The sequence below is a fragment of the Amycolatopsis sp. NBC_01480 genome, assembly GCF_036227205.1.
Taxonomy (GTDB): Bacteria; Actinomycetota; Actinomycetes; order Mycobacteriales; family Pseudonocardiaceae; genus Amycolatopsis.
The window spans coordinates 1,732,715-1,747,987 of record NZ_CP109442.1; the positions used below are offsets into that span (position 1 = coordinate 1,732,715).

Here is a 15,273-nt window from a genome sequence, read left to right on the forward strand (position 1 = left end):
ATCATCTGATTCAGATCAGACGTTGAACCGGAACTCGACCACGTCCCCGTCAGCCATCAGGTAGTCCTTGCCCTCCATACGAACCTTCCCCGCAGCCCGCGCGACCGCCATCGAACCGGCCTCCATCAGATCGGCGTACGAGACGATCTCCGCCTTGATGAAGCCGCGCTCGAAGTCCGTGTGGATGACGCCCGCGGCCTGGGGGGCGGTGGCGCCCTGGGGGATCGTCCAGGCGCGGGACTCCTTCGGGCCCGCTGTGAGGTACGTCTGCAGGCCGAGGGTGTGGAAGCCGGCGCGCGCGAGGGCGTGCAGGCCCGGCTCCGGCTGGCCCACGGACTCCAGCAGCTCGCGCACGGACTCCTCGTCGTCCAGTTCCAGCAGCTCCGCTTCGACCTTCGCGTCGAGGAACACCGCGTCGGCCGGGGCGACGAGCTTCGTCAGCTCCTCGCGGCGCGCGTCGTCGGTCAGGATCGACTCGTCCGCGTTGAAGACGTACAGGAAGGGCTTCGTGGTCAGCAGGCTCAGCTCCCGCAACGCCTCGAAGTCCACCTCCTTCTGCGCCTGGAACAGCGTGCGCCCGGCGTCGAGGATCTCCTTCGCCTTCTGCGCGTTGTCCAGCGCCGGCTTGTTCTCCTTCTTCGTCCGGGCTTCCTTCTCCAGCCGCGGCAGCGCCTTGTCCAGCGTCTGCAGGTCGGCGAGGATCAGCTCGGTGTTGATCGTCTCGATGTCGCTGGACGGGTCGATCCGGCCGTCCACGTGGATTACGTCCGGGTCATCGAACACGCGGATGACCTGGCAGATCGCGTTGGCCTCGCGGATGTTCGCCAGGAACTTGTTGCCCAGGCCGGCGCCCTCGGACGCGCCCTTCACGATCCCGGCGATGTCCACAAAGGACACCACGGCCGGCACCGTCTTCTCCGAGTTGTACAGCTTCGCCAGCTCGTCCAGCCGCGGGTCCGGCAGCGGGACCACGCCGACGTTGGGCTCGATCGTCGCGAACGGGTAGTTCGCCGCGAGCACGTCGTTGCGGGTCAGCGCGTTGAACAGGGTGGACTTGCCGACGTTGGGCAGGCCGACGATACCGAGGGTCAGACTCACGACCGGTAAGTCTACGTGCCGGGCCACGGGCCGGGCCGACCCGGTAACGCGCCGTCGGATTTCCGCCAGTCAGGCCCGCGACCTGCTGGCATCATCGAGCCCATGGCCACCACGACCGCCGCGATCTGGCGCGACACCGAGCGCTGCTATCGCGCCGTCACCGCCCGCGACCCGCGGTTCGACGGCCAGTTCATCATGGCCGTCCGCACCACCGGCATCTACTGCCGGCCGTCCTGCCCGGCGCTCACGCCGAAGGCCCAGAACGTGCGCTTCTACCCGACGTCGGCCGCCGCCCAGGCCAACGGCTACCGCGCGTGCCGCCGCTGCCTGCCGGACGCCGTGCCCGGCTCGCCCGACTGGAACGTCCGCGCCGACCTCGCCGCACGCGCCATGCGCCTGATCTCCGACGGCCTCGTCGAGCGCGAGGGCGTGCCCGGCCTGGCGAAGCGGCTCGGCTACTCGGAACGCCAGCTCGGACGCGTCCTCACCGCCGAACTCGGCGCCGGTCCGCTCGCGCTCGCCCGGGCCCACCGCGCGCATTCCGCGCGGCTGCTGATCGAGATGTCCGGGCTGCCGCTCACCGACGTCGCGTTCGCCGCCGGGTTCTCCAGCGTCCGGCAGTTCAACGAGACGATCCGCGAGGTGTTCGCGACAACGCCTTCGCAGCTTCGCGCCGCGAGCCTCCGTCGTGGACGGCGCAAGGGCGACGAGCCCGGAGGCGCGACGCGGCTCAGCCTGCGCCTGCCGTTCCGCGCACCGTTCGACGCCCAGGGAGTGCTTCGTTACCACGCCTCGCAGGCGATCCCGGGCGTCGAAGCCGTCACGGAGGACGGCGGCGAGATCACCGGTTACGGCCGCACGCTGCGGCTCCCGCACGGCGGCGGCGCGGCCTGGCTCGCCCCGCGGCCGGATCACGTCCGCTGTGACCTGGGCCTGGCCGACCTGCGGGACCTGAGCAGCGCGGTCACGCGGGTCCGGCGTCTGCTGGACCTGGACGCCGACCCCGAGGCCGTCGCCCGGACCCTCGGCGCGGACCCGGCACTCGCACCGCTGGTCGCCGAAACGCCGGGCATCCGCGTGCCCGGCGCCGTCGACGGCCCAGAACTCCTGCTGCGGACGCTGCTCGGGCCGGCCGCCACGGCGCTGGCCGCCGAGCTGGGCGAGCCAGTCCCGCCGGCGGACCCGCCGCTGGACCCGCTGACCACCCTGTTCCCGACGGCCGCCCAGATCGCCGACGCCGGCGTGGGACCGCAGGCCAAGGCCATCGCCGCGGCGATCGCGCACGGCAGCCTCGACCCGCACGTCGGCCGCGATCCCGCCGAGCTGCGGGCCGAGCTGCTCGCGCACAGCGTCGACGCCCCGACCGCCGACTACGTGCTGATGCGCGTCCTCGGCGCACCCGACGTGCTGCTGACCGCCGACGCCGCCGTGCACCGCGGGGCAACGGCACTGGGCGTCGACCTGACCGAATCGGCCCGCGGCTGGCAGCCGTGGAGTTCGTACGCCGGGATGTACTTGGCGCGCGCCGGCAAACGTTCCTGAGAACGGCTTTCAGGTCCACTTCGGACACCACGGCCAAAACTTCACTGGCCGCGGGCGAGCTGGACACCTTTGACGACACCGAGGCCCGCCGCCGCTCGGATGCCTTCCGCGAGCAGGCATCGGACCTGCCGCGCAAGTTCCCCGCATGCCACCCAGTCAGTTGCCTCGCGCGCCACCTGGGGCAGCGACGCCAAGCACCGGCTACTCAGCCACGATGCGGTTCACTAGGCCGTGCGCACCTCCACCTTCGATCCCGTACGAGCCTTGCGGACCCGCAGCCGGGTCGGGATGCGCTGGCGCAGTTCCTCGACGTGCGAGACCAGGCCGACCACCCGGCCCCCGGCGCGCAGCTCGTCCAGGATGTTCATCACGACGTCCAGCGTCTCCGCGTCGAGGGTGCCGAAGCCCTCGTCGACGAACAACGTGTCGAGCAGCGCGCCGCCGGTCTCGGCCGCGACCACGTCGGCCAGCCCGAGCGCCAGCGACAACGAAGCCAGGAAGGACTCACCGCCGGACAGTGTTTTGGCCGGGCGGATCGCCCCCGAATAGTCGTCCAGCACGTCGAGGCCCAGCCCGCCACGGGTGCCGCGCGCGCCCGCCGCGTCGGAGTGCACGAACGAGTACCGGCCCTGGCTCATCGTGCGCAGCCGCGCGGTCGCCGCGAGCGCGACCTCCTCCAGCCGCGCCGCCAGCACGTACGACCGCAGCGACATCTTCCGCGCGTTCTGCCCGCGCCCATTGACCACTTCGGACAGTGCGCGCAGCTCCGCGTATTCCTCTTCGATCGGCTCGAGCCCGGCCAGCACCTTGCTCATCCGCCCGGCCAGCCGGGTCAGCTCACGATGCTGCGCCGTGACGGCCTGCAGCGTCGAAAACGCCCCCTCCGCCGTGGCCCGCGCGGACCTCGCGGCTTCGCTCGCGGGCCCGACCTCGACAACGTCGTCGGGCGAGATGCCGAACAGCTCGGGCTGGGCCAGCAGCTCACGCGCACCCGCGGCCATGGCCTCCGCCTCCGCGAGCCCCTGCTCCAGCTTCGTCACCTGTTCTTCAGACCTCGCGGCGCCGCGCATCTCCTCTAGCGACAAGAATCCCTTGGCGTGCAAGGAGATCTCGACGAGATCCTGTTGTTCGGCGAGCCGGCTCACCGAACCCGCGACGGCCGTACGCGCCTCGGCCACCGCGTCCAGCGCCCCGGCCAGCGTCAGCAGATGACGTCGGCGCGCGGTCACGTCAGGGAACTCGCCGCGGCCGGCGACCAGCCGTCGTTCACGCTCGTCGAGCCGGTCCTGCAACGAGCGGACCTCGGCCGTCGCCTCGGTGGCGGCGGTCTCGGCGAGCCGCCGCTGCTCCGCGAGCTTCTCCGCGTCCTGCTCCAGCGTGACGACCTGCTTCGCCAGCCGGTCCTTCCGCGCGGCCTGCTCGGACAGCGCGCTGACGGTCGCCCGTGCCTCAGCCAGCTCGGCCGCGACGGACTCCGCAGTGCGCTCGCCCAGCCGCTCCCGCAACGCCTCCAGCCGGGCCTTCGCCTCCTCCAGCGCCGAGACGACGCGCTGCCGCAAGGCCTCCGCCTGCTGCTCGGCCTCTTCCGCCGCGCGTTCCTCCGCCGGGTCGACGAGCCGCGCGCTGTGGCTCGCGGGCGCGGGGTGCTCCGCGGAACCACAAACCGGGCACGCCGCGCCGTCGGCCAGACTCGCGGCCAGCTCGGCCGCCATGCCTTCGAGCCGCCGTTCCCGCAGGTCCAGCCGATGCTGCCGGGCCGCCTGATGACCGTCGACGACCTCACGCAGCTTCGCCTCGCCGCGTCCGACGCGCTCCACCGCCGGCGGCAGGTCGGCCGCGGCGCGCGCGATCACCGTCAGCTCTTCGACGTGGGCCTTCGCACCATCGAGCTTCGCCGCGGCTTCGGCGGCCGAAGCCGCTTCGCCGCGCAACGCCGTCAACCGCTCGGGCAACTCCCCGAGCCGGGTCGTCAGTTCGACGGCCTTGTCCTGGGCCGCACCGGCCGCCGTCTTGCGCTCGTCGCGGCGCTTCGTCTCGATCTGCTGCTGCTCGGCCTCGGCGACCAGCTCGGCGAGCGCACCCGCGTCCTCCCGCAGCGAACCGGCCCGCTCCCGCAGGTCAGCTGGGATCAGCCCGGCCGAGTCGACCCCCAGCTCGGCCAGAGCCTGGGTGTGGTCGACCTCTGTGGCCCGCGCCTCGGCCAGCTCTGTGGTCCGCCGTTCGAGCAGCTCGGCCTCCGGCGCCACGGCCTCCGCACGCCGGGCCGCCGCGATCTCCTCGGTCCACCCCGCGCGCTCGTCGGCCTGCTCGGCGATCTGCGCGAGCCGGGTGTGCGCGGTGCGGACGCGCCGGACCTTCTCCGCGTCCTCCTGCGCCTCGCGCAACGTGGCCTCGGCCTTGTCCGCGGTCGAACGTGCTTGCGCCGCTTCGGTTTCCGCCGCACCGGCGCGCGCCGCGACGTCCTGCAGCACGGCCTCGACCCACTCCGCCTGGTTGTCCTCCGGAGCGTCCTGTTGCGCCTCCTGGGCGTACCGCGCGACCAGCTCGCGCACGTCCTGCTGACGCTCCTGCAACGCCCGCCCGCGCTCGGCGCGCAGGTCCGCGAACCAGCGTTCGACGTCGGAAAACCGCTCCGTGCCGAACAACCGCTCCAGCAGTTCCTCGCGCTCGCGGGTGTCCGCGCGCAGGAACCGCGCGAATTCTCCCTGCGGCAGCAGCACCACCTGGAAGAACTGCTGCGCCGTCATGCCGAGCAGCCGCACGACCGTGCGCGCCACCTCGTCGATCCGGATGACGCCCTCGGGCGGCAGCCCCGCCGGCGGCTTCCCGACCCAGCTCAGCGAGACCTTCGCCTGCTGCGTGGTGAACCCGTCGCCGCGCTTTTTCGGGCGCTGGTACTCGGGGCTGCGCACGATCCGCAACCGCTGGCCCTGCACGGTCAGCTCCAGCACGACCTCGGTGACCTGGTCGGGCTCAGCGAGGTCGCAGCGCAGCCGCTTGACCTCGCCACGCGCGCCCGGGACCTCGCCGAACAACGCGAAAGCGATCGCATCGAGCAGCGTTGTCTTGCCCGCGCCCGTATCGCCGTGCAGGAGGAAGAGGCCGTCGGCGCCGAGGAGGTCGAAGTCGACCACCTCGCGGCCCGCGTACGGGCCGAACGCCTGGACTTCCAGCAGGTGCAGCCTCACAGCTTCGCCACCGCCGCCCGGTCGGCCGCCTCTAGCGCGAGGAAGACGAGCCGCTCCTCGCGCTCGGAGGGCGGGGCGCCACGGCAGTCGTCGAGGAAGTTGCGGGCGATCTCGATGTCGCTGCGGCCGCGCACGGCCTCGGCGTACTTCAGCTCCGCGCCCGCGAGCCCGCCTTCCGGCTGCCAATCCAGGTGCACGGCGTGCGGGAAACGGTCGCGCAGCTTGCGCATGGCGTCGACCGGACGCACACGGTCGGTGAGCGTGACGGACAGGAAGTGCTCCGTCCATTCTTCGTGCTCCGGCGCGGAAAGCAGCTCGGCCAGCTCGCCGCGCAGGGTGGCCAGCGCCCGCGGCACGGGCAGCTCGTGCCGCCGGACCTCGGCCAGCCCGGTGGCGTCGAGGTCGACGAGCCAGACCGATTTCCGTCGCCGCGCCTCGGAAAACGAGTACGCGAGCGGGCTGCCGGAATAGCGAAGGTGCTCGGCCAGGGCCTGCGGGCCGTGCAGGTGGCCGAGCGCCACGTAGTCCACGCCGTCGAACACCGAGCCGGGCACCTGCTCGACCCCGCCGACGGCGATCGTGCGCTCGGACTCGCTGGCGTTGCCTCCGGTGACGAACGCGTGCGCCAGCACCACGGAACGCGTGCCGGGGCGAGTGGCGAGGTCCTCGCGGACGCGGCGCATGGCCTCGGTCAGGACCCCGGTGTGGCCGCGCGCCTCCGGGACGCCCAGCGCGTGCCGGGACGGCTCCGGCTCCAGGTACGGCAGGCCGTAGAACGCGACCTCGCCGTGCTCGTCCGCGAGCAGCACGGGCTCGGCCAGCCCGGCGACCGTGGCGCGCACGTGCAGGCCGCCGGCCGCGGCGAACTCGGCGAAGGCGCCGAGGCGTGGCCCGGAGTCGTGGTTCCCGGGCGTGATGACGAGCTGGGCACCGGCCTGGCGGATGCGGGCGAGCGCGGCCGTGGCGACCCGGACCGCCTCGGCCGAAGGGACCGCGCGGTCGTAGATGTCGCCGGCCACGACGACCACGTCGACCGCCTCGCTGGTGACGAGGCCGGCCAAGTGCCCGAGGACGGCTTCCTGCTCGGCGAGCAGATCGGCGCCGTGGAACGTGCGGCCGATGTGCCAGTCGGAGGTGTGCAGGACTTTCACGGCGACCACGTTAAGAGCGGACCCCGACGAAACGCGGGAGACTCGCCGACGAGCCACTCGAACGTGTGTACGAAGCCTATCAGGGGCCGGCCGGACACGCCGACGGCCGAACCGGTGAACCCGCTGGTCAGCTACGGAGTGCGACCGGCCGAACCCGTTTTTGTCGGTGCTGTCCGCCATGATGTCCCCGGTCGATCCGCACGGATCGGCGAAGGCACCAGGGACGGCAGCGGAGGAGGGAGAACCGGGTGGAGACAGTGATCACCACGGCGGCCATCGTGCTCGCGCTGCTCCTGTGCGTCGCGGTCGCGATCCTGTGGCGGCTCTACAACGACGGCATGCGGCGCGTGGACGCGGCGGCGCGGCTCGTCGCGGCGGAGCGCGCCAAAGGCGATGAGCAGCAGCTCGCGCTGCGCAGGTACGAGGTCGCGTTCGCGTCGATCAGCGGACGTGGCGAGCTGGGCGAGCAAGTGCTCGTGGAGACGGCGCGGGCGCTGGGTTTGCGCGAGGAGCTGCACTTCACGCTGCAGACCGATCTGGCGGGCGGCGGCAGCGTCAAACCGGACATGGTGCTGCGCGTCGGCGGCGGGCGCACGGTTCCGGTGGATGCCAAGGCGAGCATGGCGATCTGGGCCGAGGCCGTGGACACCGACGACCCGGAGGAGCGGCTCGACGCGTTGCGCGCCCACGTCCGGCAGCTGCGCTCGCGCGCCGCGGAGCTGGCCGGCAAGGGCTATCAGCGCTGGGCCGACGCGATCTACGGCACGATCATGTTCGTGCCGTCCGACGCCGCGGTGGTCGCGGCGCTCGACACCGACCCGGAGCTGTTGCGCTGGCTCATCGACCGCCGCGTGTTCCTGTGCGGCCCCACGGGCTTCGGCGTCCTGGCCTCCGCGGCCCTGTTCGCCGCCAGCGACCGCGCGCTGGTGGAGGACGTCGAACAGGTCCGCGCGGGCGCCGCCTCGGCCCACCGCGCGGCGGGCAATGCCGTCGACGCGCTGAATCTGTCGAGCACCCACCTGCAACGCTTCATCTCCGCCCGGCGCCGCGAGCTGGAAGCCCTGGAGAACTTCCGCACGACGGTCGCCCCCCTGACAGGCGCCTCGGGCAGCCCCGCGCCGGTCCCGCAGGTGCGGAAGGGGGACGAACTGGCAGCCAGCTGACTGACTCTTCTCGGCGGAGCCTCTGTGTTGTGGGGGCGCCAGCGCTTGGACGGTCTGGGCACGGACCACCCTCACGCGCCGCGACGGGCCGCGCCTCATCGCACCGCGCCTCATCGCGACGCGAGGGGTCGGGTCGCTGAGCACCGCATTGCGACCGGACTGGCCGGGCCACACTGTGCGGGACCGCGTCGCACTACGACCGAGACTGGTCGGGCCGGGCCGAGGAACCCGGGGCGAGCCGCGCCGGACTGCGCCAGGCGGAATGCACAGTCGTTCGGGCGTTCAGGTTGACGGGTGCGGTGTGCGAGCGCGGTGGTTCAGGACCGCAGTGCGACGACTCACTTGGTGTCCAGACCCGCCGAGCGTGATGAGCCACCGTGCTTCTTGCCCGGCAGCGCTTCCTGACCCGCTGCTCTCATGACCCACCGTGGCCGTCTGATCCGGCGTTGTCATCGCGACGGTGCAGGTACCAGCCAATGGGACAGCCGTTCCGGGAAGGCGGACGTTCCGGAACAGCCCGTTCCGGACGCGGACAGGTAAAAAACTCGCAAACTATCGACCGCGGGCCCGGGCGTTCTCCCGGCTCCGCGGATCAAGTCGGCGAGGCCGGATCGGGGCTGGTCAGCGGCGCGAAGTGGCTGGTCGGCGAGCTGCGGCCCTGGTCGCAGGCCGGGCAGCACGTGCGCGGTCCGCCTGCAACCCGCGTCACGCTGGCGGGTGGCTGGTCAGGGCAGTCTTCGGCCGTGCTGGCAAGATCGTGACAAGTACGGGCTACGGTGTTGCCTCGTGACCGCGATACGCGATCGCCAGAGCGATCCTGATGCCGATGACGCCCCCGTGCCCTGGGACGAGCGTCTTGTCGTCGGCGCGAGGCGCGGGCTGCCTTGGTGGGCGGCCGTACTTGTGGGCTTCGGCCTTGCCGTGCTCGGCGCCGTCATCGACGAGAAGACCAAGGGCAGCCTCGACCTCGTTTTCAAGGCCGGCTATTTCGTCGGGGCTGTGATCGCGGTCGGTGCGGTGCAGAGACGGGCGCTGTTCGGCCCGATGGTGCAGCCGCCGCTGGTGCTGGCCGTCACGGTGCCCGGTGTGGTGCTGCTGACCGGCGGCTCCGGTTCGAGCGGGGACACGCTCTCCAAGCTCCTGGACATCGGCCGGCCGCTGATCAACGGCTTCCCGACGATGGCGGTCGTCACCGGCGTGACACTGCTCTTCGGCTTCTTCCGTATCTACCGCGAGCGCGATCCCGACGCCCCGGTGAAGCTGAAGGGCAAGAGGGCCCCCGCCGACGACGCCGAGCCGGCGGCTGCCCGGCCGCGGACCCGGCCTCCGGGATCCAGCCGTTCGGGCCAGACGCCGCTGCCCGCGGGTGGACGCCGGGGCGCGCCGAGGGACCGGGACCTGGACGCCCCGCCGCCGCGCCGCCCCCGTCCGCCGGCCGACCCGGGCGCCCGCCCGCGCCGCGACCCGGCCGACCCCGGCCCGCGCGGCACGCGCAAGCCCCCGCCGGAAGGCCGCCGTTCGCGACCGCCGGAAGCGGACCCGCGCCGCCGCGGCGAGCCTCGTGGCGACACCCCGCCGCCGCGCCGCCGCCCCCGTCCCGAGGACCCGCCCCCAGGCGCCCGCCCTCGCCCGCCCCGCCGCGAGCCCCCGCGCCGCTCCCGCCCCTGGGACGACGAATCCTGACAACCCGACAACGTTGACATCCCGCGGCAACCACCCGCCGGACGCAGACACCAAGAAGGGCCGCCGATCCACACCGGATCGGCGGCCCTTCTGGTTCTCCGAGCACATAGTTTTTCTTGCGGGGCAAGGGAAGCAGGATCAAGAACCTCGCATCGCCGGTCTGCCACGCGGACCACGCACGCCACCGCGCAGATTGACCGGACGCAGGCTGGACGGCCAGCCAGGGCGGGCTGGGCAAGCCGAGGGGCAAGCAGGCTAGCCAGCCAAGCAACCAAAGCAGGCCGGTCAAGCGGAGCAGGCAAGCAGAGCGGGCCAAGCGGGCAGCCAGGACACGCCGGTCAAGCGGAGCAGGCAAGCAGAGCGGGCCAAGCGGGCAGCCAGGACACGCCGGTCAAGCGGAGCAGGCAAGCAGAGCGGGCCAAGCGGGCAGCCAGATGTATTGCCTTGTGAGGTTGGGGACGCCGATGAGGGGAGGCAGGCCGGTCAGCCCAACCCCAGCCCGCCCCAACCCCACCCCATGCTCAGGACTCCGACTCCCCCGAACCCTCCGCCTTGACCGCTTTCCGCAGCTCCTTCGGCAACGCGAACGCGATCTTCTCGTTCGCCGTGGTCACCTCGTCGACCTGGCCCCAGCCGCGGTCGGCGAGCCAGGTCAGGAGGTCCATGACCAGGTTGTCCGGGACCGAGGCGCCCGACGTGACGCCGACCGTGACAACCCCTTCCAGCCACTTCTCGTCGACCTCGGTGGCGAAGTCGATCAGGTGGGCGTCGCGGGCGCCGGCCTTCAGGGCGACCTCCACGAGGCGCTTGGAGTTCGACGAGTTCGTCGAACCGACCACCAGGACCAGGTCGCACTCGGGGGCCATCGCCTTGACCGCGACCTGGCGGTTCGTGGTGGCGTAACAAATGTCGTCGCTGGGCGGGTCTGCCAGGCCGGGGAAGCGTTCGCGCAGCTGGTCGACGCGCTCCATCGTCTCGTCGACCGACAGGGTGGTCTGGGACAGCCAGATCACCTTCGACGGGTCGCGCACATCGACCTTGTCGACGTCCTCCGCCTTGTCCACGAGCTGCACCTTGTCCGGCGCCTCGCCCGCGGTTCCCTCGACCTCCTCGTGGCCTTCGTGGCCGATCAGGAGGATGTCGTAGTCGTCCTTGGCGAAGCGGTTGACCTCTTTGTGCACCTTTGTCACGAGGGGGCAGGTCGCGTCGATGGTGCGGAGGTTCCGCTCCTCGGCCTCGGCGTGCACCATCGGCGAGACGCCGTGCGCGGAGAACACCACCAGCGCGCCCTCGGGCACCTCGGAGGTCTCCTCGACGAAGATCGCGCCGCGCTCGCGCAGGGTCTCCACGACGTGCCGGTTGTGCACGATCTCCTTGCGCACGTACACCGGCGCGCCATACAGGTCGAGGGCCTTCTCCACGGCGATGACGGCGCGGTCCACCCCCGCGCAGTAGCCACGCGGCTTCGCGAGCAGGACTCGCTTGCCGGTCGCCGGTTGGCCGGAGCCGGCGATCGTCGGAGTGCCGGCGGGGTCGATTCCGGGGCTCGCTGAACTCATGCCCCCAGCGTACGGGCTGCCCTGCGGCGAACTCGAAGTCCTCTTTAGGATGACCTGGCTCCGCCATCCGGGGTGTGCCGGGAGTCACCTGGTGTACCCCAACCCACCCGTTCGGTTGGGCAGGATGGCCCCTATACGGCAGGCTGGACGCATGAAGCCACTCCCGCTCCCCATCCGGGTCGCCGCGGGCCTCGCCGTCATCACCGCCGAGCGGGTTCGCGGCCTCCCCCAGCAGCTCACCGGGCTCCCCGTCACCGTGGTCAGCCAGGTGCTGCAGTTCTCCATGCGCGTGCAGCAGCACGTCACCGAGCTGGCCATCAAGGGTGACGACGCCCTGTCCGGCCTGCGCCCGGTCGAGGACACCCCCAGCTGGGCGACGTTCGACGAGGACGCCGAGCCCGACGTCACGCCGTCGCGGCCGACGCTGGTCTCGGTCGACAATCCGCCCGAGCCGCGCGCGCAGACCAACGGCCACCGCCCGTCGTTCACCGAGCCGGAGACCGAACCCGCTGCCGAGCCCGAAATCGAGATCGTGCTGGAGCCCCTGCCCGAGAGCGATGACGACGGCGACCCGTGGGCCCAGGAAGAGCGCGCGCTGGCCGAGGAGCACGCGGACGGTGAGAACGACAGCGCCGCCGGCCCCGCGGGCCTGCCGAACTACGACGAGCTGACCCTGCCGCAGCTGCGCGCCCGCCTGCGCCGCCTGACCGTCCCCCAGCTCGAAGAGATCCTGGAGTACGAGAAGGCCAACGAGGACCGTGCGTCCTTCACCGGCATGCTCGCGCGCCGGATCGGCAACGCGCGCAAGGCGGAAGAGGAACAGGGCGACAGCGCGGAAGGCAAGTGAGCGGCGAACCCGCCACCAGCGCGGAAAACCCTTGGCCGGTAAGGACTGTCGCGCGCAAGATCGGCGACTGGGTGCACCGGCTCGGCGCCGTGTGGGTCGAGGGCCAGGTCACGCAGATCAACGCGCGGCAGGGCACGCAGACCGCGTTCCTGACGCTGCGCGACCCGTCGGCGGACGTCTCGATGTCCGTCACCTGCCCGATGTGGCTGGTGCGTGAGCTGGCGACGCCGCTGCGCGAAGGCGACCGCGTGATCGTGCACGCGAAGCCGTCGTTCTTCTTCGGCCGCGGCACGCTCAGCCTGCGCGCCGACGAGATCCGCGCGGTCGGCATCGGCGAGCTGCTCGCGCGGATCGAGCGGCTGCGCAAGCTGCTGGCCGCCGAAGGCCTGTTCTCACCCGAGCGCAAACGGCCGATTCCCTTTCTGCCGCAAGGGATCGGCCTGATCACCGGACGCGCTTCGGCGGCGGAGCGCGACGTGCTGGTGAACGCGCAGGCGCGCTGGCCGCACGTGCTGTTCAAGGTGCTGAACACCGCCGTGCAGGGCTCGCAGGCCGTGCCCCAGATCCTTCGTGCACTGTCCACACTGGACAAAGACCCCGAGGTCGACGTCATCGTGATCGCCCGCGGCGGCGGCAGTGTCGAGGACCTGCTGCCGTTCTCCGACGAGGCGCTGTGCCGGGCCGTCGCGGCGGCGGGCACGCCCGTGGTCAGCGCGATCGGGCACGAGCCGGACACCCCGCTGCTCGACCACGTCGCCGACCTGCGCTGCTCCACGCCCACGGACGCGAGCAAGCGGATCGTGCCGGACGTGCGCGAGGAGTCCGCCCGCGTCCGCCAGATGCGGGATCGCGGCCGCCGCGCGCTGCACGGCTGGGTCGACACCCAGACGAGGCTGCTGACCCAGCTGCGCAGCCGCCCGTCGCTGGCCGACCCGCTCGGCCCGATCCAGCGGCGCCTCGACGAGGTCGAGATGCAGCGCGAGCGCGGCCGCCGCGCCATGCTCGGCCTGCTCGCGCGTGACCAGGCCGAAGTCGCCAACGCGCGCGGCCGGCTGACCGCGCTGGGCCCGGCCGCGACGATGTCCCGCGGTTATGCCGTCGTGCAGTTCACCGACTCCGAAGGCAACCTCCAGGTACTCCGCTCCGTCTCCCAGATCGAGGACGGTGCGCGCTTGCGCGTGCGGGTCGCCGACGGGGCGGTCCACGCCGTCACCGAGCCGACCGAGACCGCGGAAGGAGACGGGCCGTGACGTACCGGGCACCGGCGTTCCTCCCGCTCACCGTGGACGCCGCCGCCCGGCTCGACGCCGGCCCCCTGCTCCGCCAGGCCCTGGCCACCGACCGGGCCGCCACCGAATGCTGGACGGCACTGCTCGCGGGCTGCGGTTCAGCCGCCCGTCGTGACCTGGCGCCGCAGCTGCGAAGGCTGTCCGAGGCGACGTCCGTGCACGTCGGCCGGCGCTGGTGGTTCGCCGAGGGCGCCGAGCACCGGCGGCGCGTCGCGGGTGCCCAGGAACACCTCGAAGACGCGATCGCGGACAGTGACGGGCAGGAGTTCGCCCTCGCGTTCGTCGGTTACGACCACGCGATGGCCACCGCGGTAGTGTGCGCGCACAGCCCGGTGCATCGGAAGGTCGGAGAACGTCGAGCGTGAGCGAAGCAGCCAGCGAAACCGCCGGACTCGGCTACGAGCAGGCCCGCGACCGGCTCGTCGAGGTGGTCAAGGAGCTTGAAGCGGGCGGACTGTCCCTGGAGCAGTCGCTCTCGCTGTGGGAGAAGGGCGAGGAGCTCGCGAAGGTCTGCGAGCGGCACCTCGAGGGCGCGCGCGAGCGGATCGAGGCCGCGCTGGCGTCCGTGGAGACCGACGACTCAGAGTGACGTGCACCATGCGCGGCTGAATCGGTCACGTGACCGGAGCGTCTGAGAGACTGGGCACCCGCCGAGTTCAGCGATCCGGGAGGCCCGCATGACTACCGCCAGTGACCCACGCCGCCGTGAAGCGCCGGATCGCAACCTCGCCATGGAGCTGGTCCGGGTGACCGAGGCCGCCGCGATGGCCGCGGGCCGCTGGGTCGGCAAGGGCGACAAGATCGGCGGCGACGGCGCGGCTGTCGACGCGATGCGCCAGCTCGTCTCCACCGTCTCGATGCGCGGGGTCGTCGTGATCGGCGAGGGCGAGAAGGACGAGGCGCCCATGCTGTTCAACGGCGAAGAGGTGGGCAACGGTGACGGCCCGGACTGCGACGTCGCGGTCGACCCGGTCGACGGCACCACGCTGATGGCCAAGGGCATGCCGAACGCGCTGGCCGTGCTCGCGGTGGCCGAGCGCGGGGCGATGTTCGACCCGTCGGCCGTGTTCTACATGGAGAAGCTCGCCGTCGGCCCCGACGCCGCGGGCAAGGTGGACCTGGCCGCACCGGTCGCGGAGAACATCCGCCGGGTCGCGAAGGCCAAGAACTCCAGCGTCAGCGACGTGACCGTGTGCATCCTCGACCGGCCGCGGCACGAGCAGATCATCAAGGAGGTGCGGGAGGCCGGCGCCCGCATCCGGTTCATCTCCGACGGCGACGTGGCGGGCGCGATCGCCGCGGCCCGGCCGACCACCGGTGTCGACATGTTGCTCGGCATCGGCGGCACGCCCGAGGGCATCATCGCGGCCTGCGCGATGAAGTGCCTCGGCGGTGAGCTGCAGGGCCGGCTGTGGCCGAAGGACGAGGCCGAGCGCGAGAAGGCGCTGGCCGCGGGCCACGACCTCGACCGGGTGCTCGGCAACGACGACCTGGTGCGCGGCGACAACACCTTCTTCTGCGCCACCGGCGTGACCGACGGCGACCTGCTGCGCGGCGTGCACTACCGCTCGGGCGGCGCCACCACGCAGTCCATCGTGATGCGGTCCAAGTCCGGCACCGTCAGAATGATCGACGGCTACCACCGGCTGAACAAGCTCCGGGCTTACTCGTCCGTGAACTTCGACGGCAACCTGGACAGCCCCGAGGACGGTCTCGACGCCGTCCCGCCCCTGCCCTGAGTTCTTCCCGACCA

The 15,273-nt window shown here is 72.0% G+C and carries 12 protein-coding genes; 8 read left to right on the forward strand and 4 right to left on the reverse strand.

The features are described from left to right. Positions 1-15: 15 nt before the first annotated feature. Positions 16-1,098: a redox-regulated ATPase YchF gene (gene ychF / locus OG371_RS08060; protein WP_329067135.1), complete on the reverse strand. Its 1,083-nt coding sequence runs from the start codon at positions 1,096-1,098 to the stop codon at positions 16-18. A 102-nt stretch (positions 1,099-1,200) separates the two neighbouring features. Here ychF and OG371_RS08065 point away from each other — a divergent pair, with 102 nt between their 5' ends. Then, positions 1,201-2,640: a DNA-3-methyladenine glycosylase 2 family protein gene (locus OG371_RS08065; protein WP_329067137.1), complete on the forward strand. Its 1,440-nt coding sequence runs from the start codon at positions 1,201-1,203 to the stop codon at positions 2,638-2,640. Positions 2,641-2,864: 224 nt separating this feature from the next. On the opposite strand, the gene OG371_RS08070 is transcribed toward OG371_RS08065, so the two are convergent. Next, positions 2,865-5,828, reverse strand: a complete 2,964-nt coding sequence (locus OG371_RS08070; RefSeq protein WP_329067138.1) for an SMC family ATPase — start codon at positions 5,826-5,828, stop codon at positions 2,865-2,867. Next, the gene (locus tag OG371_RS08075) at positions 5,825-6,979 is read right to left on the reverse strand and encodes an exonuclease SbcCD subunit D (protein WP_329067140.1); all 1,155 of its coding nucleotides are present in this window, start codon (positions 6,977-6,979) and stop codon (positions 5,825-5,827) included. The genes OG371_RS08070 and OG371_RS08075 overlap by 4 nt, the downstream gene beginning before the upstream one ends. A 248-nt stretch (positions 6,980-7,227) precedes the next feature. On the opposite strand from OG371_RS08075, the gene rmuC reads away from it, so the two are divergent. Both rmuC and OG371_RS08085 read left to right on the forward strand, forming a co-directional pair. Further along, positions 7,228-8,142, forward strand: coding sequence for a DNA recombination protein RmuC (rmuC, locus tag OG371_RS08080; RefSeq protein ID WP_329067142.1), 915 nt, complete (start codon positions 7,228-7,230; stop codon positions 8,140-8,142). Between the two features lie 786 nt (positions 8,143-8,928). Then, positions 8,929-9,825 (forward strand): DUF6542 domain-containing protein, encoded by an 897-nt coding sequence (locus OG371_RS08085; RefSeq protein ID WP_329067144.1) that lies wholly within the window; start codon positions 8,929-8,931, stop codon positions 9,823-9,825. Between the two features lie 521 nt (positions 9,826-10,346). On the opposite strand, the gene OG371_RS08090 is transcribed toward OG371_RS08085, so the two are convergent. Continuing rightward, positions 10,347-11,384, reverse strand: coding sequence for a 4-hydroxy-3-methylbut-2-enyl diphosphate reductase (locus tag OG371_RS08090; protein WP_329067146.1), 1,038 nt, complete (start codon positions 11,382-11,384; stop codon positions 10,347-10,349). Between the two features lie 151 nt (positions 11,385-11,535). Between OG371_RS08090 and OG371_RS08095 the strand changes: the two genes are divergently transcribed. The 5 genes from OG371_RS08095 (at position 11,536) to glpX (ending at position 15,259) form a co-directional block, all read left to right on the forward strand. Further along, positions 11,536-12,231: a lipid droplet-associated protein gene (locus OG371_RS08095; protein ID WP_329067148.1), complete on the forward strand. Its 696-nt coding sequence runs from the start codon at positions 11,536-11,538 to the stop codon at positions 12,229-12,231. After that, positions 12,228-13,481, forward strand: a complete 1,254-nt coding sequence (gene xseA / locus OG371_RS08100; RefSeq protein WP_329067149.1) for an exodeoxyribonuclease VII large subunit — start codon at positions 12,228-12,230, stop codon at positions 13,479-13,481. The genes OG371_RS08095 and xseA overlap by 4 nt, the downstream gene beginning before the upstream one ends. Beyond that, the gene (locus OG371_RS08105) at positions 13,478-13,885 is read left to right on the forward strand and encodes a hypothetical protein (protein WP_329067151.1); all 408 of its coding nucleotides are present in this window, start codon (positions 13,478-13,480) and stop codon (positions 13,883-13,885) included. Before xseA ends, OG371_RS08105 begins: the two co-directional genes overlap by 4 nt. After that, positions 13,882-14,109 carry an exodeoxyribonuclease VII small subunit gene (locus OG371_RS08110; RefSeq protein ID WP_329067153.1) on the forward strand — a complete coding sequence of 76 codons (228 nt, stop codon included), beginning with the start codon at positions 13,882-13,884 and terminating at the stop codon, positions 14,107-14,109. The genes OG371_RS08105 and OG371_RS08110 overlap by 4 nt, the downstream gene beginning before the upstream one ends. A gap of 88 nt (positions 14,110-14,197) precedes the next feature. After that, positions 14,198-15,259, forward strand: coding sequence for a class II fructose-bisphosphatase (gene glpX, locus OG371_RS08115; RefSeq protein WP_329067156.1), 1,062 nt, complete (start codon positions 14,198-14,200; stop codon positions 15,257-15,259). Positions 15,260-15,273 lie beyond the last annotated feature (14 nt).